General features: G+C 52.2%; 17 protein-coding genes. 5 read left to right on the top strand and 12 right to left on the bottom strand.

Going from position 1 to position 17,989, the window contains the following annotated elements; genetic code table 11:
* Positions 1-100: 100 nt before the first annotated feature.
* From proW to ACJY2G_RS14490, 4 genes are all read right to left on the bottom strand, one after another.
* Complete coding sequence (gene proW / locus ACJY2G_RS14475) at positions 101-1,300, bottom strand: glycine betaine/L-proline ABC transporter permease ProW (protein ID WP_279919238.1); 1,200 nt, start codon at positions 1,298-1,300, stop codon at positions 101-103.
* On the bottom strand, positions 1,297-2,493 hold the full coding sequence (gene proV, locus ACJY2G_RS14480) for a glycine betaine/L-proline ABC transporter ATP-binding protein ProV (RefSeq protein ID WP_430320451.1): 1,197 nt from the start codon (positions 2,491-2,493) through the stop codon (positions 1,297-1,299). Before proV ends, proW begins: the two co-directional genes overlap by 4 nt.
* A gap of 588 nt (positions 2,494-3,081) precedes the next feature.
* A complete protein-coding gene (locus ACJY2G_RS14485) occupies positions 3,082-3,795 on the bottom strand; it encodes a response regulator (protein ID WP_430320452.1) in 714 nt (237 codons plus the stop codon).
* Positions 3,788-5,440, bottom strand: a complete 1,653-nt coding sequence (locus ACJY2G_RS14490; protein ID WP_430320453.1) for an ATP-binding protein — start codon at positions 5,438-5,440, stop codon at positions 3,788-3,790. The genes ACJY2G_RS14485 and ACJY2G_RS14490 overlap by 8 nt, the downstream gene beginning before the upstream one ends.
* Positions 5,441-5,760: 320 nt before the next feature.
* Between ACJY2G_RS14490 and ACJY2G_RS14495 the strand changes: the two genes are divergently transcribed.
* Both ACJY2G_RS14495 and ACJY2G_RS14500 read left to right on the top strand, forming a co-directional pair.
* On the top strand, positions 5,761-7,116 hold the full coding sequence (locus ACJY2G_RS14495; RefSeq protein WP_113877537.1) for a 2-hydroxycarboxylate transporter family protein: 1,356 nt from the start codon (positions 5,761-5,763) through the stop codon (positions 7,114-7,116).
* A 194-nt stretch (positions 7,117-7,310) separates the two neighbouring features.
* A complete protein-coding gene (locus ACJY2G_RS14500; protein ID WP_120163717.1) occupies positions 7,311-7,871 on the top strand; it encodes an NlpC/P60 family protein in 561 nt (186 codons plus the stop codon).
* Between the two features lie 49 nt (positions 7,872-7,920).
* Here the strand turns inward: ACJY2G_RS14500 and mgrA are convergent, their stop codons facing one another.
* From mgrA to ACJY2G_RS14530, 6 genes are all read right to left on the bottom strand, one after another.
* Positions 7,921-8,961, bottom strand: coding sequence for an L-glyceraldehyde 3-phosphate reductase (mgrA, locus tag ACJY2G_RS14505; protein WP_430320454.1), 1,041 nt, complete (start codon positions 8,959-8,961; stop codon positions 7,921-7,923).
* Positions 8,962-9,042: 81 nt separating this feature from the next.
* A complete protein-coding gene (gene nrdF, locus ACJY2G_RS14510; RefSeq protein WP_430320455.1) occupies positions 9,043-10,041 on the bottom strand; it encodes a class 1b ribonucleoside-diphosphate reductase subunit beta in 999 nt (332 codons plus the stop codon).
* Between the two features lie 21 nt (positions 10,042-10,062).
* Entirely contained in the window at positions 10,063-12,225 is a 2,163-nt protein-coding gene (gene nrdE / locus ACJY2G_RS14515; RefSeq protein WP_430320456.1) for a class 1b ribonucleoside-diphosphate reductase subunit alpha, read from the bottom strand.
* Positions 12,207-12,611, bottom strand: a complete 405-nt coding sequence (gene nrdI, locus ACJY2G_RS14520) for a class Ib ribonucleoside-diphosphate reductase assembly flavoprotein NrdI (RefSeq protein ID WP_120163721.1) — start codon at positions 12,609-12,611, stop codon at positions 12,207-12,209. The genes nrdE and nrdI overlap by 19 nt, the downstream gene beginning before the upstream one ends.
* Before the next feature lie 10 nt (positions 12,612-12,621).
* Positions 12,622-12,861 (bottom strand): glutaredoxin-like protein NrdH, encoded by a 240-nt coding sequence (gene nrdH, locus ACJY2G_RS14525; protein ID WP_013574097.1) that lies wholly within the window; start codon positions 12,859-12,861, stop codon positions 12,622-12,624.
* A 257-nt stretch (positions 12,862-13,118) separates the two neighbouring features.
* A complete protein-coding gene (locus ACJY2G_RS14530; RefSeq protein WP_120163722.1) occupies positions 13,119-13,550 on the bottom strand; it encodes a carboxymuconolactone decarboxylase family protein in 432 nt (143 codons plus the stop codon).
* A 123-nt stretch (positions 13,551-13,673) separates the two neighbouring features.
* Here ACJY2G_RS14530 and ACJY2G_RS14535 point away from each other — a divergent pair, with 123 nt between their 5' ends.
* Positions 13,674-15,128, top strand: a complete 1,455-nt coding sequence (locus ACJY2G_RS14535; protein ID WP_430320505.1) for a PLP-dependent aminotransferase family protein — start codon at positions 13,674-13,676, stop codon at positions 15,126-15,128.
* A gap of 128 nt (positions 15,129-15,256) precedes the next feature.
* Here ACJY2G_RS14535 and ACJY2G_RS14540 read toward each other — a convergent pair whose 3' ends face one another.
* Positions 15,257-15,562 (bottom strand): DUF883 family protein, encoded by a 306-nt coding sequence (locus tag ACJY2G_RS14540; protein ID WP_112289780.1) that lies wholly within the window; start codon positions 15,560-15,562, stop codon positions 15,257-15,259.
* A 273-nt stretch (positions 15,563-15,835) separates the two neighbouring features.
* Between ACJY2G_RS14540 and ACJY2G_RS14545 the strand changes: the two genes are divergently transcribed.
* Positions 15,836-17,032, top strand: a complete 1,197-nt coding sequence (locus ACJY2G_RS14545) for an MFS transporter (RefSeq protein WP_426785442.1) — start codon at positions 15,836-15,838, stop codon at positions 17,030-17,032.
* A gap of 125 nt (positions 17,033-17,157) precedes the next feature.
* Entirely contained in the window at positions 17,158-17,493 is a 336-nt protein-coding gene (locus tag ACJY2G_RS14550) for a DUF2002 family protein (protein WP_112289777.1), read from the top strand.
* Positions 17,494-17,547: 54 nt separating this feature from the next.
* Here ACJY2G_RS14550 and ACJY2G_RS14555 read toward each other — a convergent pair whose 3' ends face one another.
* A complete protein-coding gene (locus ACJY2G_RS14555; RefSeq protein ID WP_112291257.1) occupies positions 17,548-17,988 on the bottom strand; it encodes a DUF1198 domain-containing protein in 441 nt (146 codons plus the stop codon).
* Between the last annotated feature and the right edge of the window lies 1 nt (position 17,989).

A 17,989-nucleotide genomic window follows, 5' to 3' on the forward strand; every position in this document is an offset into this window, starting at 1 on the left:
GATTTTGAGGATTGTTTATCAATACGTAAGAGTGGACTGCGTTGTTTTAGCTTTTGAGAGTTCCCGGCAGCGAACCGCCGGGAAAAATGCAGTGTGTGAATCAGGCTTTTTTGGTGAAAGGCTTCATCACCAGACCGACAGGACCGCGGGTGAACCAGCGGTGACCGCCTTTACTGCGGCTGTCGCGACCCATCGACTGGGTGAGGCGGTCGAGGATAATGGCGAGGATAACGATACCCGCACCACCGACCGATGCCAGACCCATGTCCAGACGACCGATACCGCGCAGAACCATCTGACCCAGACCACCCACGGCGATCATCGAGGCGATGACCACCATCGACAGCGCCAGCATCAGCGTCTGGTTAATACCGGCCATGATGGTCGGCATCGCCAGCGGCAGCTGAACTTTAAACAACATCTGACGCGGGCTGGAACCAAATGATTTCGCGGCTTCGATCAGGTCTTCCGGCACCTGATTGATACCCAGAATGGTCAGACGCACGACAGGCGGCAAGGCAAAGATAATCGTCACCACGACGCCAGGTACGTTACCGATACCAAACAGCATGACGATCGGCACCAGATAAACGAACGCTGGTGTGGTCTGCATGGCATCCAGTAACGGCCTGATAATCTTGGCCGCCTTCTGGCTGCGCGCCAGCCATATTCCAAGCGGTAAACCTATCAGGATACAGAAGAACAACGAGGTCAGAACCAGCGCCAGCGTCACCATTGCCTGTGACCAGGCACCGATCGCACCGATCAGCACCAGCGAAACCAGCGTGGCTGCACCCATACCCAAACCGGCCATCTGCCACGCAAGCAGGGCAAAGACCAGGATCGCAATCGGAGCGGGCAGAGATTCCAGACCGTGCTGGAAACCGCTCAGCACGAAATCGACCGGGACGCGGATCCCCTGGAAGACAGGGCGGAAGTTACCGACCAGCCAGTCGATCCCCTCAGTGACCCAGCGGTCGAGCGGGATCAGCGTGCTGTGAAACGGATCGAGAATATTAAAATGCTGATGCTGTTCAGGTGCGACGCTCAGCCAGTCGTTGGCCTGCGCGGCTGCATGATGGGTGGCATCCGGTGCGCTGGTCGCGGCATCGCTGCCACCGCCCCACGGATCACTGCTGCCCGCATCGGCTGGCGCTGCACTCGTCGCGGCGTCAGCTTGTGGTGCAACACCGCCACTGGCGTTATCGGCACTCCACGGATCGACGGACGGATCGAGAGCCTGTGCCTGAGCGGCCTGTGCGTGCTGTGTCATCGTGTTCGTTACGGTTGAAGTGCTCATTCGTTACCCCCTTCTTTGTCCAGAGCCTGAAGCAGCATGGCTTTGGAAATAATGCCGATATAGTTATTGTCCTCATTGATCACCGGTACGGCACAAGGCGCGGCGGCGACATGAGAAATCAGTTCGCTGAGCGGCATGTCTGCCTGCACGGCTGCCGGAGTTTCCAGCAGGGCACTTTCCAGCGACTGATTGGCTTTAAGCGCAGTTTTCAGGGATTCAATCGACACCACGCCGATGAATTTCTGTCCACGTTCAAGCACATAACCATATTCACGGTCTTCGTCTTCGAGCAGCTTAAGGGCGGCACGGGGACCAAAACCGGGGGTTTTACGAATAAGTGTGCCACGACGGCGGGCAATGTCTTTGGCACTGAAGACCTGACTGATATCGACACCGCGGAAGAAGGTGCGCACATAGTCGTTGGCCGGATTATTAAGAATGTCTTCCGGCGTGCCGACCTGCACCACTTCGCCGCCCTGCATAATGGCGATGCGGTCGCCGATGCGCATGGCTTCGTCGAGATCATGAGAAATAAACACAATGGTGCGCTGATGCTGAGCTTGAAGCTTCACCAGCTCATCCTGCATTTCAGTACGAATTAACGGATCGAGTGCCGAGAAGGCTTCATCCATCAGCAGAATGTCAGGATTATTGGCCATGGCGCGGGCTAAACCGACACGCTGGCGCATACCGCCCGACAGTTCATCAGGATAAGAGTTGGCATAGTTTTCCAGCCCGACCTGACGCAGGGCGTCAATCGCTTTGGCATTGCGCTCTTCGACCGGCACACCGGCCAGTTCCATACCAAACGCGGTGTTATTCAACACGGTCAGGTGTGGCATCAGCGCAAAGGACTGAAAGACCATACTGATTTTACTGCGGCGCACCTGGCGCAATTTTGCTTCTGAGATTTTGGCGATATCTTCGCCGTCGATCAGGACTTCGCCACGGGTGGGCTCTATCAGACGATTGAGAAGGCGTACCATGGTGGATTTACCGGAACCGGATAACCCCATGATGACGAAAATCTCGCCTTCTTCAATGGCCAGACTGGCATTCTTAACGCCAAGTGAAAGACCGGTTTTCTCAAAAATTTCTTCTTTACCCTTGCCTGCATCAATCATCTTGAAAGCGCGATCCGGGTTTTCGCCAAATACCTTATAAAGATTCTTTACTTCGATTTTAATTGCCATGCAATGTGCATTCCTTGGATATAAATAGCCGTATCGGCTCGATGTCTAGTTTTTGTGTTGGACCGTATAAGATTTTGCCTGTAACAAAATAGTGAACGCTTTATACCCTAACACATCGAAATTCTGAGACAAGTCTCAATGTTTCTGAAGAATATTCGTGATTGTGTTTCGGGTTACGTATTTGTGTGTATCGGGCTTGTCTAATTTTGTCTGGATCCGCTGACATTTAATGACAATTTTCAGGGCTTCATAGCGGGCGGTTTTTCGCTGCATTTAAATTAAGTATATTATTCAGAATATATATTTAAGTGATTGTTTTTAATCGTTTTATTTTATGATCTTGTTGTCGATTTTTTATCATTAATAATTGCAGGGAATTTAACCGGGAAATGCGAATTTTTTGCGCAGACTTTACAGGTGTAAATAGTGATTTCAGGGAGGGTGATTACCGGTGAATTTACCGGTTGTCTGAAAGAGGAAATTGAGTTGATATAATGGCAGGATTCGGCGGGCAGAGGGCGTAATTTGCCGGTGCTGACACCGGCGATGAACGTGAAATTCGTCACAGAAAAAAGAGGAAATTCAGCCTCAGGCCTCAGAATTTTTTGTGATGGCTATTTTCCGGTACAGGCGCCGGGGATGGCCGATATTTCCGTACTGCATCTCGACGCCGATAAAGCCAATTTCCACGCAATATTCCAGATATCGGCGGCCTGTCGTTTTGCTGATCCCGACTTCCTCAACGACTTCTTCAACCGACCAGCTGACGTCCGGTTTCGCGTTAAATGCGCGCTGAAACAGTTCGAGCGTATTGGGCTCGATACCTTTGGCAGAAGGGGCTGCCGGTGTATCGCTGGTGGGCAGATTGAACAACTTATCCAGAGCCCGCTGATCGACGACTTTCACACTACGCAGCGTTTGCACCAGTTGCATAAAACGTTCCAGTGAACTTTGCAGCCGGTGGAAAGACACCGGTTTGATAATGTAATCGAACGCGCCGCTCCGCATCGCCTGACTACAGGTTTGCATATCGCTGGCAGCGGTAATGAAAATCACCGAACAGTCGAAACTTTTCAGCAGCGGGCTGTCGATTAAATCTACACCCTGGCCGTCCGGTAAATAGTTATCGAGCAAAATCAGCCGTGGCTCATGCAGGCGCAACAACGAGCGCGCCTGTTCCAGCGTGGCGGCGATGCCCACGACACGCAGATTGAAATTTTGCTCGATAAAATCGCGGTGCAGACCGGCCAGATGCGGCTCGTCTTCCACAATCACGACATCGAGAGCGCTGCTGTTATTCATGATTCGTTCCTGTTAAAGCCTCAGCCGGGTACGGGATAAAGACTGAAAATATCGTACCTTGCGGCGTGTTGTCTGAGATTTCGATGCTGCCACCGGCCTGACGGACATATCCGGCCACCAGATAAAGCCCGATACCATGTTCCGCGCCGGTCGTGTCGTGGTCGCCTGAGGGCTTGCTTGTCACGCCCTGTTCAAACAGACGCGGTTTCAGGGCATCATCCACGCCGCTGCCCTGATCGGCGACTTCAATCAGCAGCTCCTGATTCCTGTCTGAAATATACAGTTCGACCGGCACAGAAGGCGTGAGCGCTTTGAGGGTGGCATCCACGGCGTTATCCAGCAGATTACCGACCACCGACATCAGCTCGGTTTCAGTGATAGCCGCCGGAATGCGGGTGAGCTGGCAGGCGGGATCGAAACTGAGTTCAACGCCTTTTTCGCGCGCACTGACGTATTTCCCCAGCAGCAGGCCGCAAAGTGCAGGCGAAGTGAAGCGCGCCGAGACAAAATCCAGCACCGCCTGCGCACCTTCCGACTGCGCCTGAATATAGTGCATCGCATCGTCGTAACGCTGCATTTGCAGCAAACCCGCCAGTGTCGCGGTCCAGTTCAGCTGTTCGTGGCGCATGATGCGCAGATTGTCCGCGTAGCGTTTCACCTGACTCAGCTGGCTGCTCAGCGTATTTATGTCGTTTTTATCGCGGAAACTGAACACCCAGCCGCTTTCTTTACCCGGTTCCAGCTCGATGGGGACGCGGTTGACGATCACCTGTCTCTGATTCAGCACCGTAATCTGATCATGCTGGCTGTTATTTTCACTGATACCGCTTTGCGTGAAGAAGGTGGGCGGTGTCTCCAGCACCTCATTAAGTGGTTTACCCAGCAGTTCATTTTCAGGCTGATGGATATCAAGTAACTCGCGTGCGGCGCGGTTAATGGAAATCAGCTGTTTTTGGGCATTAACTGCGAATACGCCTTCGTACATGGCTTCCAGCAAGGCTTTTTGCTGGCGAACCAGCAGCGCGATATCTTTGGGTTCAAGCCAGAACATCTGTTTTTTAACGTTGCGGGTGAACATCCACGAAAAAATGAACAGCAGTAATAAAAGAAGCAAACCGTATAAACCGGCCTGCGCCAGACGATGGCCGTTAATATTATCAATATAAGAAGTGAGGTAGCCGACGGAGACAATACCAATGACCCGATTATTCTCATCCAGGATCGGCGCTTTACTTCGCAATGAAACACCTATACCGCCTTGCCGGACGGAAATAATGGTTTTCCCCGCCAGCACCTGCGCGTTATCACCGCCAATCATCGGCAGGTCGATTCGCTCCGGGGATTGTGAATGATAAAGATGCAGCTCTCGGTTATCACCGATGACGATATAACTGGCATCGCTTTTATCGCGTAAAGGCTGGATAAGTCGTGCGATCCCGGTGGTATCCCGCGCCTTAACCTTCTGCGCCAGTCCCGGCATCAGCGCGATTTCACTGGCCTGAACCCGTGCGCGCTGGCCGAGGTCGTGATGCAACTGACGATCGATGATATGAAATAAAATAGCACCCAGCAGTGCCAGCAAAAGGCAGGAAAATACCACCAGAGATAAAAAGAGTTTTACCTGAAAAGGCATGCGGAGTTTCATACGGCCTGCTGCAAGATTAACGTAAAGACACACATTGAATAAGCGTACCACGGGGCAGAAGGAGCAGTAATCGGACAAAGACAGAGTTGTGAACAGGCAATATAAATAGTGATGAATTCACTCAGTGATTACAAGGGTAATAGGGCTTTTTACTACAAATCTGATAATCCTTATAAATCAAATAACATTAACTCCATAAACACCATAACAACCTTAATCCCTGCGGTTTTAATTTGAACAAACTCACATCCGGCTCACCTGCTGTTTTCTTATCCTCAGAACATCAATAAGAAAAGTATTTATAAGAAAGAGGCAATGTCATGAGCACAACCGACGATTCCTACATCGCAGTCAAAGAAAAGAAAACCTCCGGCCTCTCGGCCAGGCAAAAATGGTGGCACATTCTAGATAACTACAAGATAGGCATTATCCCGCTGCCTTTTTTCCTGCTGGCCGGTGTGCTGATCCTGCTCGACTGCCTGAACGGCAAATTACCCAGCGACATTGTGGTGATGGTTGCCACGCTGGCCTTCTTCGGTTTTGCCTGTGGCGAATTCGGCAAACGCTTACCCGTCGTCGGCAAACTCGGCGCGGCGGCAATTTGCGCCACCTTTATTCCTTCGGCGATGGTGCATTACGGATTACTGCCGGACGTCGTGGTGGATTCCACGGTCAAATTCTATAAATCCACCAATATTCTGTATCTCTACATCTGCTGCATTATTGTCGGCAGTATCATGAGCATGAACCGCCAGGTGCTGATCCAGGGCTTTATGCGCATTTTTGTGCCGATGTTATGCGGTGAAGTGGTGGGCATGATTGCCGGAATGGCGATGGGCACGGTGTTAGGTTTACCGCCAATGCAAACCTTCTTCTTCCTGATCCTGCCGATCATGGCCGGTGGCGTAGGTGAAGGTGCGATCCCGCTGTCGATGGGTTATGCGACGATTTTGCACATGGAACAAGGTGTGGCGCTGGGGCGTATTCTGCCGATCGTGATGCTGGGCGGTCTGACGGCAATTGTGCTGGCGGGCGTGCTGAATCAGCTGGGGAAACGTTATCCGCATCTGACCGGTGAGGGGCAGCTGATGCCGTCGAAAAAAGGTGAGCTGGGCAGCGGTACTGACAAATTCGAAGGAAATCCGGGCGTGAATGCGCTGGCCTGTGGCGCGCTGCTGGCGATCCTGCTTTACATGGTCGGGATGCTCGGTCAGAAGTGGATCGGCCTGCCCGCGCCGGTCGGCATGTTATTCGCGGCAGTACTGGTAAAACTGGCAAATGGCGTTTCACCGACCATTCAGCACGGCTCGATGACGGTGTATAAATTCTTCCGCACTGCAGTGACCTATCCGGTGCTGTTCGCGGTGGGCGTGGCGATCACGCCGTGGCAGGAACTGATCAACGCTTTTACCCTGCAAAACCTCCTCGTGATCGTGACCACCGTGCTGGCGCTGGTCGGCACCGGTTTTTATGTCGGCAAGAAAATCGGTATGCATCCGATTGATGTGGCAATTGTTTCCTGCTGCCAGAGCGGGCAGGGCGGCACCGGCGACGTGGCTATTCTGACTTCCGGTAACCGTATGACGCTGATGCCTTTCGCGCAAATCGCTACCCGCATCGGTGGTGCAATCAACGTTTCTGTCGGATTATTTGTGCTGGCGAAGTTCTTTTCATAATCCCCGTAACAGCCCCTTTCACCGAAGGGGCTGGTTTCACTGAGAAAAAATCCCCAGTCCAAAACTGGACAGAAAATAGCCAGATTATTTCACTTTATCTGGTTATTATTTGCGCACTCAGAGACGAGTCACCCGCCCCGAGAGCCGGTTCCCACGTAAGGAAGAGCATTATTTTTTAACGAAAGAATCCACGCATGTTCCGTATTAAATCTCTTGTTTCTGCCTTACTGCTTCTTGTAGCGGGTTTATTCAGCACCCATTCCTTTGCTTTTGATATGCCTGAAGAGTTTGAGTCTATGGATACCTATAAATTTTTCCATAGCGAGCTTTTTGATGGAAAGGGATCCACCATCACTGCGGTCAACACCGGCAATTCAGAAAATATTAAAAGTGCGCTGCTGGCTGAATATCCGCGCTGGAAAGGGACGCATTATCGCTGGGGTGGAACCACACACAAAGGCATCGATTGTTCGGCGCTGATGCAACATCTCTTCCGGGATTCCCTGCAAAAACGCCTGCCGAGAACCACGTTTCAGCAAATCAGGAACGGCAGAAAAGTGAGTAAAAATAGCCTGAAACCGGGAGATTTAGTTTTTTTCAAAACGTCGCCGGGGGATCGTCATGTCGGCGTGTATGTCGGGGATCATCAGTTTATTCATGCCTCGAAAATTGAAGGCGTCACGATTTCATCACTGGATAATCAGTACTGGGTCGAGCATTACGAAACAGCACGACGTTTAGAGCTGATGAGCTGAAAAAAAGGCGGATCCTTTTCAGGATATCCGCCTGTTTTACTTTGAATATTTACTTATCTGATGACGCCTGCCACAGATTCAATTCACCATCCGCCACATGTTTATCAATCGCTGCCAGTTCTTCTGCGGTGAAACGCAGATTGTCCAGCGCCTTGACGTTTTCATCCAGTTGTTCAGGACGGCTGGCACCAATCAGCACTGACGTCACGCGGTTGTCTTTCAGCAGCCAGCTCAGCGCCATCTGCGCCATCGTCTGTCCGCGCTGTTGCGCCATTTCATTGAGCAACCGCAGGCTGTTCAGGTTTTCCTCAGACAGCATCCTGGCATTCAGCCCGCGCACTTTATTCCCTTCCACCTGCATCCGCGAACCGTCCGGAATACCGTTGAGGTATTTACCGGTCAGCAAGCCCTGCGCCAGCGGCGTAAAGGCGATGCAACCCGCGCCATTTTGTTCCAGCGTATCCAGCAAACCGCTCTTATCGACCCAGCGGTTCAGCAGATTGTAAGAAGGCTGATGTATGAGCAGCGGGACTTTCAGCTCGCGCAGCAGTTCAGCCATTTTCTGTGTACGTTCCGGCGAATAAGACGAAATCCCGACATACAACGCTTTGCCGCTTTGCACGGCATACGCCAGCGCTGCTGCGGTTTCTTCCATCGGCGTTTCTTCATCCACACGGTGTGAATAGAAAATATCGACGTAATCCAGTCCCATGCGTTGCAGGCTTTGATCAAGGCTTGCCAGCAGATATTTGCGTGAACCGCCGGACCCGTAAGGGCCGGGCCACATGTCATAACCGGCTTTGGTTGAGATAATCAGTTCATCGCGATACGGGGCGAAATCCTGCTTCAGCAAACGACCAAAATTCTCTTCGGCTGAACCCGGAGGCGGGCCGTAGTTATTCGCCAGATCAAAATGAGTGATGCCTAAATCAAAGGCTTTTTGCAGTAATGCGCGCTGGGATTCCAGCTGGCTGACATGGCCGAAGCTGTGCCACAGGCCAAGGGACAGTGCAGGGAGTTTTAAACCGCTCTGACCGCAGTGGCGGAATTGCATGGTTTCATAGCGGGAGGGGGAGGCCTGATACGGCATGATGTTTCCTTCTTTTTAGAGGAAGTAGGGTTATTTTTGAAACACTGTTTTATTGTAACCCTTGAAGAAATTACAGCAACATCAGAAATCCCAGTCCTCGTCTTCGGTATTAACGGCTTTGCCGATCACATATGAAGATCCGGATCCGGAGAAGAAGTCGTGGTTTTCGTCGGCGTTTGGCGATAATGCGGAAAGGATCGCCGGATTCACATCTGCCATGCTGGCCGGGAACAGGGCTTCGTAGCCGAGATTCATCAGCGCTTTGTTGGCGTTGTAATGCAGGAATTTCTTCACGTCTTCGCTCCAGCCTACGCCGTCGTACAGTTCTTCGGTGTAGCGGATCTCGTTGTCGTACAAATCCTGAATCAGATCAAACGCCTGCTCCTTGATCTGACGCTGACGCTCTTCGCTTTCCAGTGCCAGTGCTTTCTGGAATTTATAGCCGATGTAGTAACCGTGAACCGCTTCATCGCGGATGATCAGACGGATCAGATCCGCGGTGTTAGTGAGCTTGGCGCGGCTCGACCAGTACATCGGCAGATAGAAGCCCGAGTAGAACAGGAACGATTCGAGAAACACGCTGGCGACTTTCTTCATCAGCGGATCTTCGCCGTCGTAATACGACAAAATGATCGCCGCTTTATTTTGCAGCGCGACGTTTTCCTCGCTCCAGCGGTAGGCTTCATCCACGTCCACGGTGGCGCACAGTGTCGAGAAAATCGAACTGTAAGAACGCGCATGCACCGCTTCCATAAAGCAGATATTCGAGTAAACCGCTTCTTCGTGTGGCGTCACCGCGTCTTTCATCAATGTGGGGGCGCCGACCACGTTTTGCACGGTATCCAGCAGCGTCAGGCCGGTAAACACGCGGATCGTCAGTTGCTTCTCTTTCGCGCTGAGCGTCGCCCAGGACGGAATATCGTTCGACAATGGCACCTTTTCCGGCAGCCAGAAATTCGAGGTCAGGCGGTTCCACACTTCGAGGTCTTTATCATCCTGGATTTTGTTCCAGTTAATGGCTTTGCTGACCGGTTGCGGTACTAACCTTTGTTTTACTGTGAATGTTTTTACTGCGCTCATCTTTTAAGTCCTTTCAATCGGTTACAGCGTGCAGGAAACGCAGCCCTGAACTTCGGTGCCTTCCAGCGCCATCTGGCGCAGACGGATGTAATAAATGGTTTTGATGCCTTTGCGCCAGGCGTAAATCTGCGCTTTATTGATGTCGCGCGTGGAGGCGGTATCGCGGAAGAATAGCGTCAGTGACAACCCCTGATCGACGTGCTGTGTGGCTTCGGCGTAGGTATCAATGATTTTTTCCGGGCCGATTTCGTAGGCATCCTGGTAGTAATCCAGATTGTTATTGGTCATAAACGCCGCCGGATAATACACGCGTCCAATCTTGCCCTCTTTGCGGATTTCTACGCGGGACACAATCGGGTGAATACTCGACGTCGAGTTATTGATGTAAGAAATAGAACCCGTCGGTGGCACCGCCTGTAAATTCTGGTTATACAGCCCGTGCTGCATCACGGAATCTTTCAGCGCCGCCCAGTCTGCGGTAGTCGGAATAACAATCCCGGCCTCAGAAAACAGTTCGCGCACGCGGTCGGTTTTCGGCTGCCATTTCGCAGCCAGTGTGTCATCGACATATTTGTCAAAATACGCGCCGCTGGCGTAGGTGGAATCTCTGAAACCTTTAAACGACTGCTGGCGCTCGATAGCGATCTGGTTTGAGGCGCGGATCGCATGGAAAGCCACGGTGCAGAAATAGATATTGGTGAAATCCAGACCTTCTTCTGAGCCGTAATAAATACGCTCGCGGCACAGATAACCGTGCAGGTTCATCTGGCCGAGGCCGATGGCGTGCGAATCCTGATTTCCCTGATCGATAGATGGCACCGAACGGATATGGCTCATGTCAGAGACTGCCGTCAGTGCGCGAACCGCCATTTCCACGGTATTGCCGAAATCCGGTGAATCCATCGCCGAGGCGATATTCAGTGAGCCGAGATTACAGGAAATGTCTTTGCCAATTTCCTGATAAGACAGGTCTTCGCCGTAGATCGTCGGCGAATTCACCTGCAAAATCTCCGAACACAGGTTGCTCATATTGATGCGACCTTTGATCGGATTGGCGCGGTTCACCGTGTCTTCAAACATCATGTACGGATAGCCGGATTCAAACTGAATCTCCGCCAGCACCTGGAAGAATTCACGGGCGTTGATTTTGCTTTTGTGAATGCGTTTGTCATTCACCATCTCGCGGTATTTCTCGCTGATGCTGATTTCAGACATCGGCACACCATACACTTTCTCCACGTGATACGGCGAGAACAGGTACATATCTTCGTTGTTCTTCGCCAGTTCGAACGTGATATCCGGAATGACTACACCGAGCGACAGCGTTTTAATCCGGATTTTTTCGTCGGCGTTTTCGCGCTTAGTATCGAGGAAACGCAGAATATCCGGGTGATGAGCGTTCAGATACACCGCGCCCGCGCCCTGACGCGCGCCGAGCTGATTGGCGTAAGAGAAGGCATCTTCCAGCATCTTCATGATCGGAATAACGCCGGAAGACTGGTTTTCGATGCGCTTGATCGGCGCGCCCACTTCACGGATGTTGGTCAGCATAAAGGCCACGCCGCCGCCGCGTTTGGAGAGCTGTAAGGCCGAGTTGACCGAGCGACCGATAGATTCCATGTTGTCTTCAATACGTAACAGGAAACAGGACACCAGTTCGCCGCGCTGTTTTTTGCCGCAGTTGAGGAATGTCGGCGTTGCCGGCTGGAAGCGGCCGGAAATGATCTCATCAACAAAATGGCGGGCGAGCTGAATATCGCCGCGTGCCAGTGTCATCGCCACCATACACACGCGATCTTCATAACGCTCCAGGTAGCGTTTGCCGTCAAAGGTTTTCAGCGTGTAGCTGGTGTAATACTTGAATGCGCCCAAAAAGGTCTGGAAGCGGAATTTTTTGGCGTAAGCCTGTTTGAATAACGCTTTAATATCGTCAAACGCGTACTGATCCAGCACGGCGGCTTCGTAATAGCCTTCTTCCACCAGATAACGCAGTTTCTCCGCCAGATTATGGAAAAACACCGTGTTTTGATTGACGTGTTGCAGGAAGTATTGGCGCGCGGCCAGGCGGTCTTTATCAAACTGGATCTGGCCGTTAGCGTCGAACAGATTCAGCATCGCGTTAAGCGCGTGATAATCCGGGCTGCTGGTGCCGGGGTCGGTAATTGCTAGTTCTGTCGCTGCCAAAATTCTGTTACTCCCTGTCTGACCTTTGCAACGTCTTCCGGCGTTCCCAGCAATTCAAAGCGGTACAGGTAAGGCACCTGACACTTCTGGGAAATAATCTCACCGGCAATGCAATACGCTGCGCCGAAGTTGGTGTTACCGGCGGCGATAACGCCGCGGATGAGTGAACGGTTATGTTCATCGTTCAGAAAACGGATCACTTGTGTCGGCACCGCGCCTTTGGCCGATCCGCCGCCGTAGCTCGGCACCACCAAAATATACGGTGTGTCGACACGCAATTTTTCAGGCTGACGATCTATCGGGATGCGGATCGCCGGCAATCCCGTTCTGCCGACGAAGCGATGGGTGTTTTCTGAACTGCTGGAAAAATAGACCAACGGATTCATCCGCCGGTCCTCAGAACGCGTTCTGAAGCTGGCGCAGGGCGCTGATTTTGTCCGGACGGAAACCAGACCAGTGGTCGTCACCGGCTACAATCACCGGAACCTGCTGATAACCCATCGCACGAACCTGCCCGAGAGCCTGCTCATCCTGAGTCAAATCGACAACTTCGTAGGCGATGCCTTGTTTATCTAATGCACGGTAAGTCGCGTTGCACTGGACACAGTCTGGTTTACTGTAAATAATAATGCTCATGATTCGTATTTCCATCTAGTAAGAAATCAGAGACAATTTTTGCCTGCCCGCTGCGCGGCTGTTTCAGCCGGGGGAAAGGCGCGAGAGTCGGTGCCATCGTGGCGTTCCGATGGACTGAATACTAGATGTGGTGATTTAAATTTTCAACCACACAATATGTAGATTTTCTAAATTTGCTTATTGCAAAAACGGCAAAGCCCGCAGGCAGCGGGCTGGAGAGGGGAAACTTTTTTTAGTTTAATTTTTAAGCGGCCAGATTACTGGCGCATACCCACCGCGAGGCGGTTAAACGCATTCATCAGACCGATGGCGAAGGTCAGTTCTGAGATTTCCACGTCGCTGAATTGTGCTTTAAGTGGCTCAAAGGCGTTATCCGGTGCGCCGGTAGCGGCAATCAGAGTGAGTGATTCAGCCCAGGCCAGCGCCGCGCGTTCACGCTCAGAATACGCGTGGCTGACCTGCCAGCCCGCCAGCTGATCCAGTTTGGTCTGCGCGACGTCCATTTTGCGCAACGCTTTAGAGTGCATATCCAGACAATATGCACAGCCGTTAATTTGCGAAACACGCAGGAAAGCCAGTTCGATAATCACGTTATCCAGCGGACCGTTTTCCAGCGCGCTGAGCGCCGCTTTCATCGGTTCCATCACCGAAGAAGACAGGGAATAGTAAGGCAGGCGAAGTGCAGTCATGATGATTTCCTCTGGGAGATATTGGAGTAAACAGTGACGCACCGTGCGTCTCAATGACCGTAACTTTACGCCTCGCATGGTCTATACTACAGGGCCATAAAATACATATTTAAACAGGTCATGATGCGCGGCTTCAGTCTTTCCTTTCAGCTCGATCCCCGGCACAAAGAACCGCTTTACCGCCAGATTTATCAGCGGGTAAAACAGGCGATCATGGCAGGACAGCTTAAACGCAGCAGCCGTGTGCCGTCGGTGCGGGCGCTGGCCAGTGAACTCGGCGTGGCGCGCGCCACGGTGGAAAATGCCTATGGCCTGCTGATGGCGGAAGGCTTTTTGCAAAGCCGCGGACAGGCCGGAACAGTGGTCAGCGCGCCGGAAAGTTTATCCTCCCCCGAGCCAGCGCCGGTCAGAAAAGACGCCGCGCGTAAGCCCATCAACCCGATGTTGCCTTCTGTTTCTTCCCTTCCTTTCCAGCTCGGACTTCCGGCGCTGGATGCGTTCCCGCGTGCTATCTGGTCGCGCATTGTCTCTAGGCAAATCCGGCACACCGGCATGAATGATTTAGGCCATCCGCCGCTGGCGGGTACAGACGTTTTACGCCACGCGGTTGCCCGTTATCTGCAGCTTTCCCGCGGATTTACCTGCCGTCCGGAACAGATATTTATCTGCGGCGGTTATGCGCCGGTACTGGATTTGATCATCGGCAGTCTGCTGCAACCGGGCGACGGCGTCTGGCTGGAAAATCCCGGTTATCCGGTTACACAGGCATTTTTCCGTGCGGCAGGTGCGGTTGCCATGCCGGTGAACGTGGATGATGAGGGCATGAATGTGCCGCAGGCGGTGAAGCAGTATCCAGACGCACGTTTTGCCGTTGTTACGCCCGCGCACCAAAGCCCAACCGGTGTGACCATGAGTTTAGGGCGGCGCATGGCGCTGCTGGACTGGGCAGCACAGCAACAGGCATGGATTATTGAAGATGATTACGACAGCGAGTTCCGTTATCACGGCCAGCCTTTGCCTTCGCTGAAAAGTCTCGATACGCAGGGGAGGGTGATTTACGCCGGAACGTTCAGCAAAGTGATGTTCCCGGCGCTTCGCTGCGGCTATGTGGTGGTGCCGGAAAGTCTGGTGGAAAAAATCGAGGCGTATTGCCCGCTGCGAATTTGCGGCACGCCGCCGTTGGTGCAAAGCAGTATCGCGGAGTTCATCGAACAGGGACATTTCTACCGGCATCTGAAACGGATGCGCCAGCTTTATGCTGAACGCCGTGGTTATCTCGAGCAGGCGCTGGCGGCGCAGTTTCCGGCCGAAGTGTTACGCGTGAATCAGCAGGTCGGCGGGATCCAGTTATCCGCCAGCCTGAATACCCGTCTGGATGACGCGCTGATCGCCAAAAATGCCCGTGAACAGGGGCTGGCGGTGCAGGCGCTTTCCGACTGGCAGGTTGAGCGGCGTGAGCGTGGCGAAGCGTTACGCCCGAACGGTTTGCTGATGGGATTTCCTAATATCAGTTCACAGGAGCAGGCGGACGAACTGGTGCAGCGGCTGGAGGGGGTGATTTCTGGTTTCCTGAAATAGAAAACGGAGCCCGAAGGCTCCGTCGTCTTTTTAGCAATTGCGCGGCAATGAGGGAGCCACGCGGATGTTTCAGCTTTTTAAGGCATATTCCCGACACAGGAGTGAAACATCACTAATTGCCTTTTTTGTTAGCGACGTCCCAGCAGGACACCAATAACAATACCGATTGCCGCACCGGCACCGACGCCATACCACGGATTATCTTTCACATAATCATTGGCTGTAGCCGCCGCATCACGTGCCTGCTGGCTAATTTTATCGGTGTTGAAACGTGCACGCGTATCACGCAGAACGCCCTGTGCTTTGCTGCGGAGTTTATCCAATTCATCCTTGGATTTATCGCCTGCAGACTGAAGTACTTCATCCAGCGTATCCGCCAGCAGGGTTACGTCCTGATTGATATTTTTTTCTACTTTATCTGTTTTCTTAAACATTCCGTCTCTCCTTGTGTGACTGTTGGATTAAGCATAGACCATAATGTCGTACCAGATGGTTCTTTAAGGACAAAGACCTGTGATGATGGGGCTTTTCAGGCCATGACCCTATGGCAGCAAGTCAGGCGGGGCGCGGGCTGACGTGATACGTCTCAGATTTCTCTGCAAAACAAAATCTGCGTTACAGCCAATAACATTTTTAGCCCGTTTCGAGGCTAAAACCTGTTTATACTGTTGATTCCACTCTCAGTGATCTCATTTTCGGGTCCGCCCATGTCTTTAAGTACGCTTCGTTCTAACGCTCTGCTCAATAAACGCATTTTGTCGTTCATGCTGTTTACCTTCGTTGTCTATCTGACCATCGGCTTACCGCTCGCCGTCTTGCCGGGCTTTGTGCATAACACGCTGGGATACAATTCGGTGCTAGCCGGACTGGTGATCAGCGTTCAGTATTTTTCGACGCTCATCAGCCGCCCGCATGCCGGGCGTTACGCGGATATGCTTGGGCCAAAACGGGTGGTGATTTTTGGTCTGATTTGCTGCGGGATGAGTGGCGTGTTTTACGCGATTGCCTTCTGGTTTGCTGCTTATCCGCTGGCGAGCCTGCTATTACTTTGTCTGGCACGCGTTTTCTTAGGCGTAGGCGAAAGCTTCGGCAGCACCGGAACCACCTTGTGGGGGATTGGCGCGGTGGGTGCGAAACATACGGCGCGGGTGATCTCGTGGAACGGTGTGGCTACCTATGGCGCGATGGCTGTCGGAGCGCCGCTCGGGGTATTGCTCAATCATGCTTACGGGCTGATGGGCGTAGCCGTTCTGATTATTGTCGCTGCTGCATTTGCCGCCATTCTTGCCTGTATGAAAGCGGCGATTTCTGTCACCGCCGGTAAACGTATTGCCTTTAAAGCGGTGGTCGGACGCATCTGGCTTTACGGACTGGGGCTGGGTTTCGGCACGATCGGGTTCGGCGTTATCGCCACCTTTATCACGCTGTATTACGCCGATAAAGGCTGGAGCGGGGCGGCGTTCACGCTCACTTTATTCAGCCTCGGATTTGTTGGCGCGCGTCTGATTTTCGGCAATATGATTAATCGCTTTGGCGGCCTGCGCGTGTCACTGGTTTCGTTTGTGTTTGAAGTAGCGGGGCTGCTGATGATCTGGCTGGGGCACGATCCGCTTTCTGTGCAGTTTGGCGCGTTCCTTACCGGTTCCGGCTTCTCGCTGATTTTCCCTGCGCTGGGCGTGGAGGCGGTAAAACAGGTGCCGCCGCAAAATCAGGGCACGGCGCTGGGCTTATATTCTGCATTTTTAGATCTCGGCCTGGGGATCACCGGACCGGTTGCCGGACTGATTATTTCGCATCTGGGCACGCCCTCTATTTATCTGGCGGCAGCTTTTATGGTCGTGGTCGCCTGGTTACTGACACTCAAAATATGGCTGCAAAACGGGCGTCAGACTCAGACTGAATAACCATTTTACAGTGTGAATGCTGAGTGTAGATAAATCCTAAATACGCCAAAATTTGGGATAAACGCATTGTCTGGCAGAGTTATTGCGGTAAGGTCGCCTTGCGGTTAAAGAAGCGAGGAGCAACCATGTATTTACGGCCAGATGAAGTGGCACGCGTTTTAGAAACATCAGGTTTTGAACGCGATTTTATTGATGATAAAGCTTACGGTTATCGCCGGGGCGAGCATTATGTGTATGTAAACCGGGAAGCGCGGTTTGGCCGGACTGCCCTGGTAATACACCCGGCGCTGAAAGAGCGCAGTGAACGATTTGCAGAACCTACGGCATCTTTTCGCAGCAGCGATGCGTACAAGAATTTCCCGCTGGATGTTTCCAGCGACAACGAAACCTATTATGGAATTTGCCACGGTTTCAGTTCGCGTCAGATTCTGGCGAGCTATCTGGATAATGTATTCAGATAATCAGGCAGGTCGATCTGATAAGAAAAAGCCGCTGTATCAGCGGCTTTTTTGCGTCTATACCAGATGAATTTGGTTATACGTCTGATTGTAGTCGCGGCGAAACTGCGCCAGTTCGAAAGGTTCGATATCCAGTTCAGCGAAATAAAACAACGCCAGTTCGGCGTGTTCGCTGCTCAGCTGTGGCGGTAAATGCGCGCGCACCAGAATATTACGCCAGCGGATGATATTTTCTTCTGAGGCATCTTTAATAAAGGTCTGATAAATAAACACAACGTAGGCAGCCTTGCGGATCTCTTCAGCGTATCCACCGCTTATTGAGCGGATAAACATCTGACTTTGTCGTTTGCCCATTTCCAGCAGCATTGAATCAATATAAACCGGCTTAATTTTCAACAGACTGGCGAGAGACGCGTTCGCTTTACGGGTGTCTGCCGTCATAAACCAATAACCCACAATAAAAACCACAACAATTGCAGCAAGCATAATCCATATCATT

It is taken from the genome of Rahnella sp. ATs2 (assembly GCF_051851855.1).
Classification (GTDB): domain Bacteria; phylum Pseudomonadota; class Gammaproteobacteria; order Enterobacterales; family Enterobacteriaceae; genus Rahnella; species Rahnella variigena.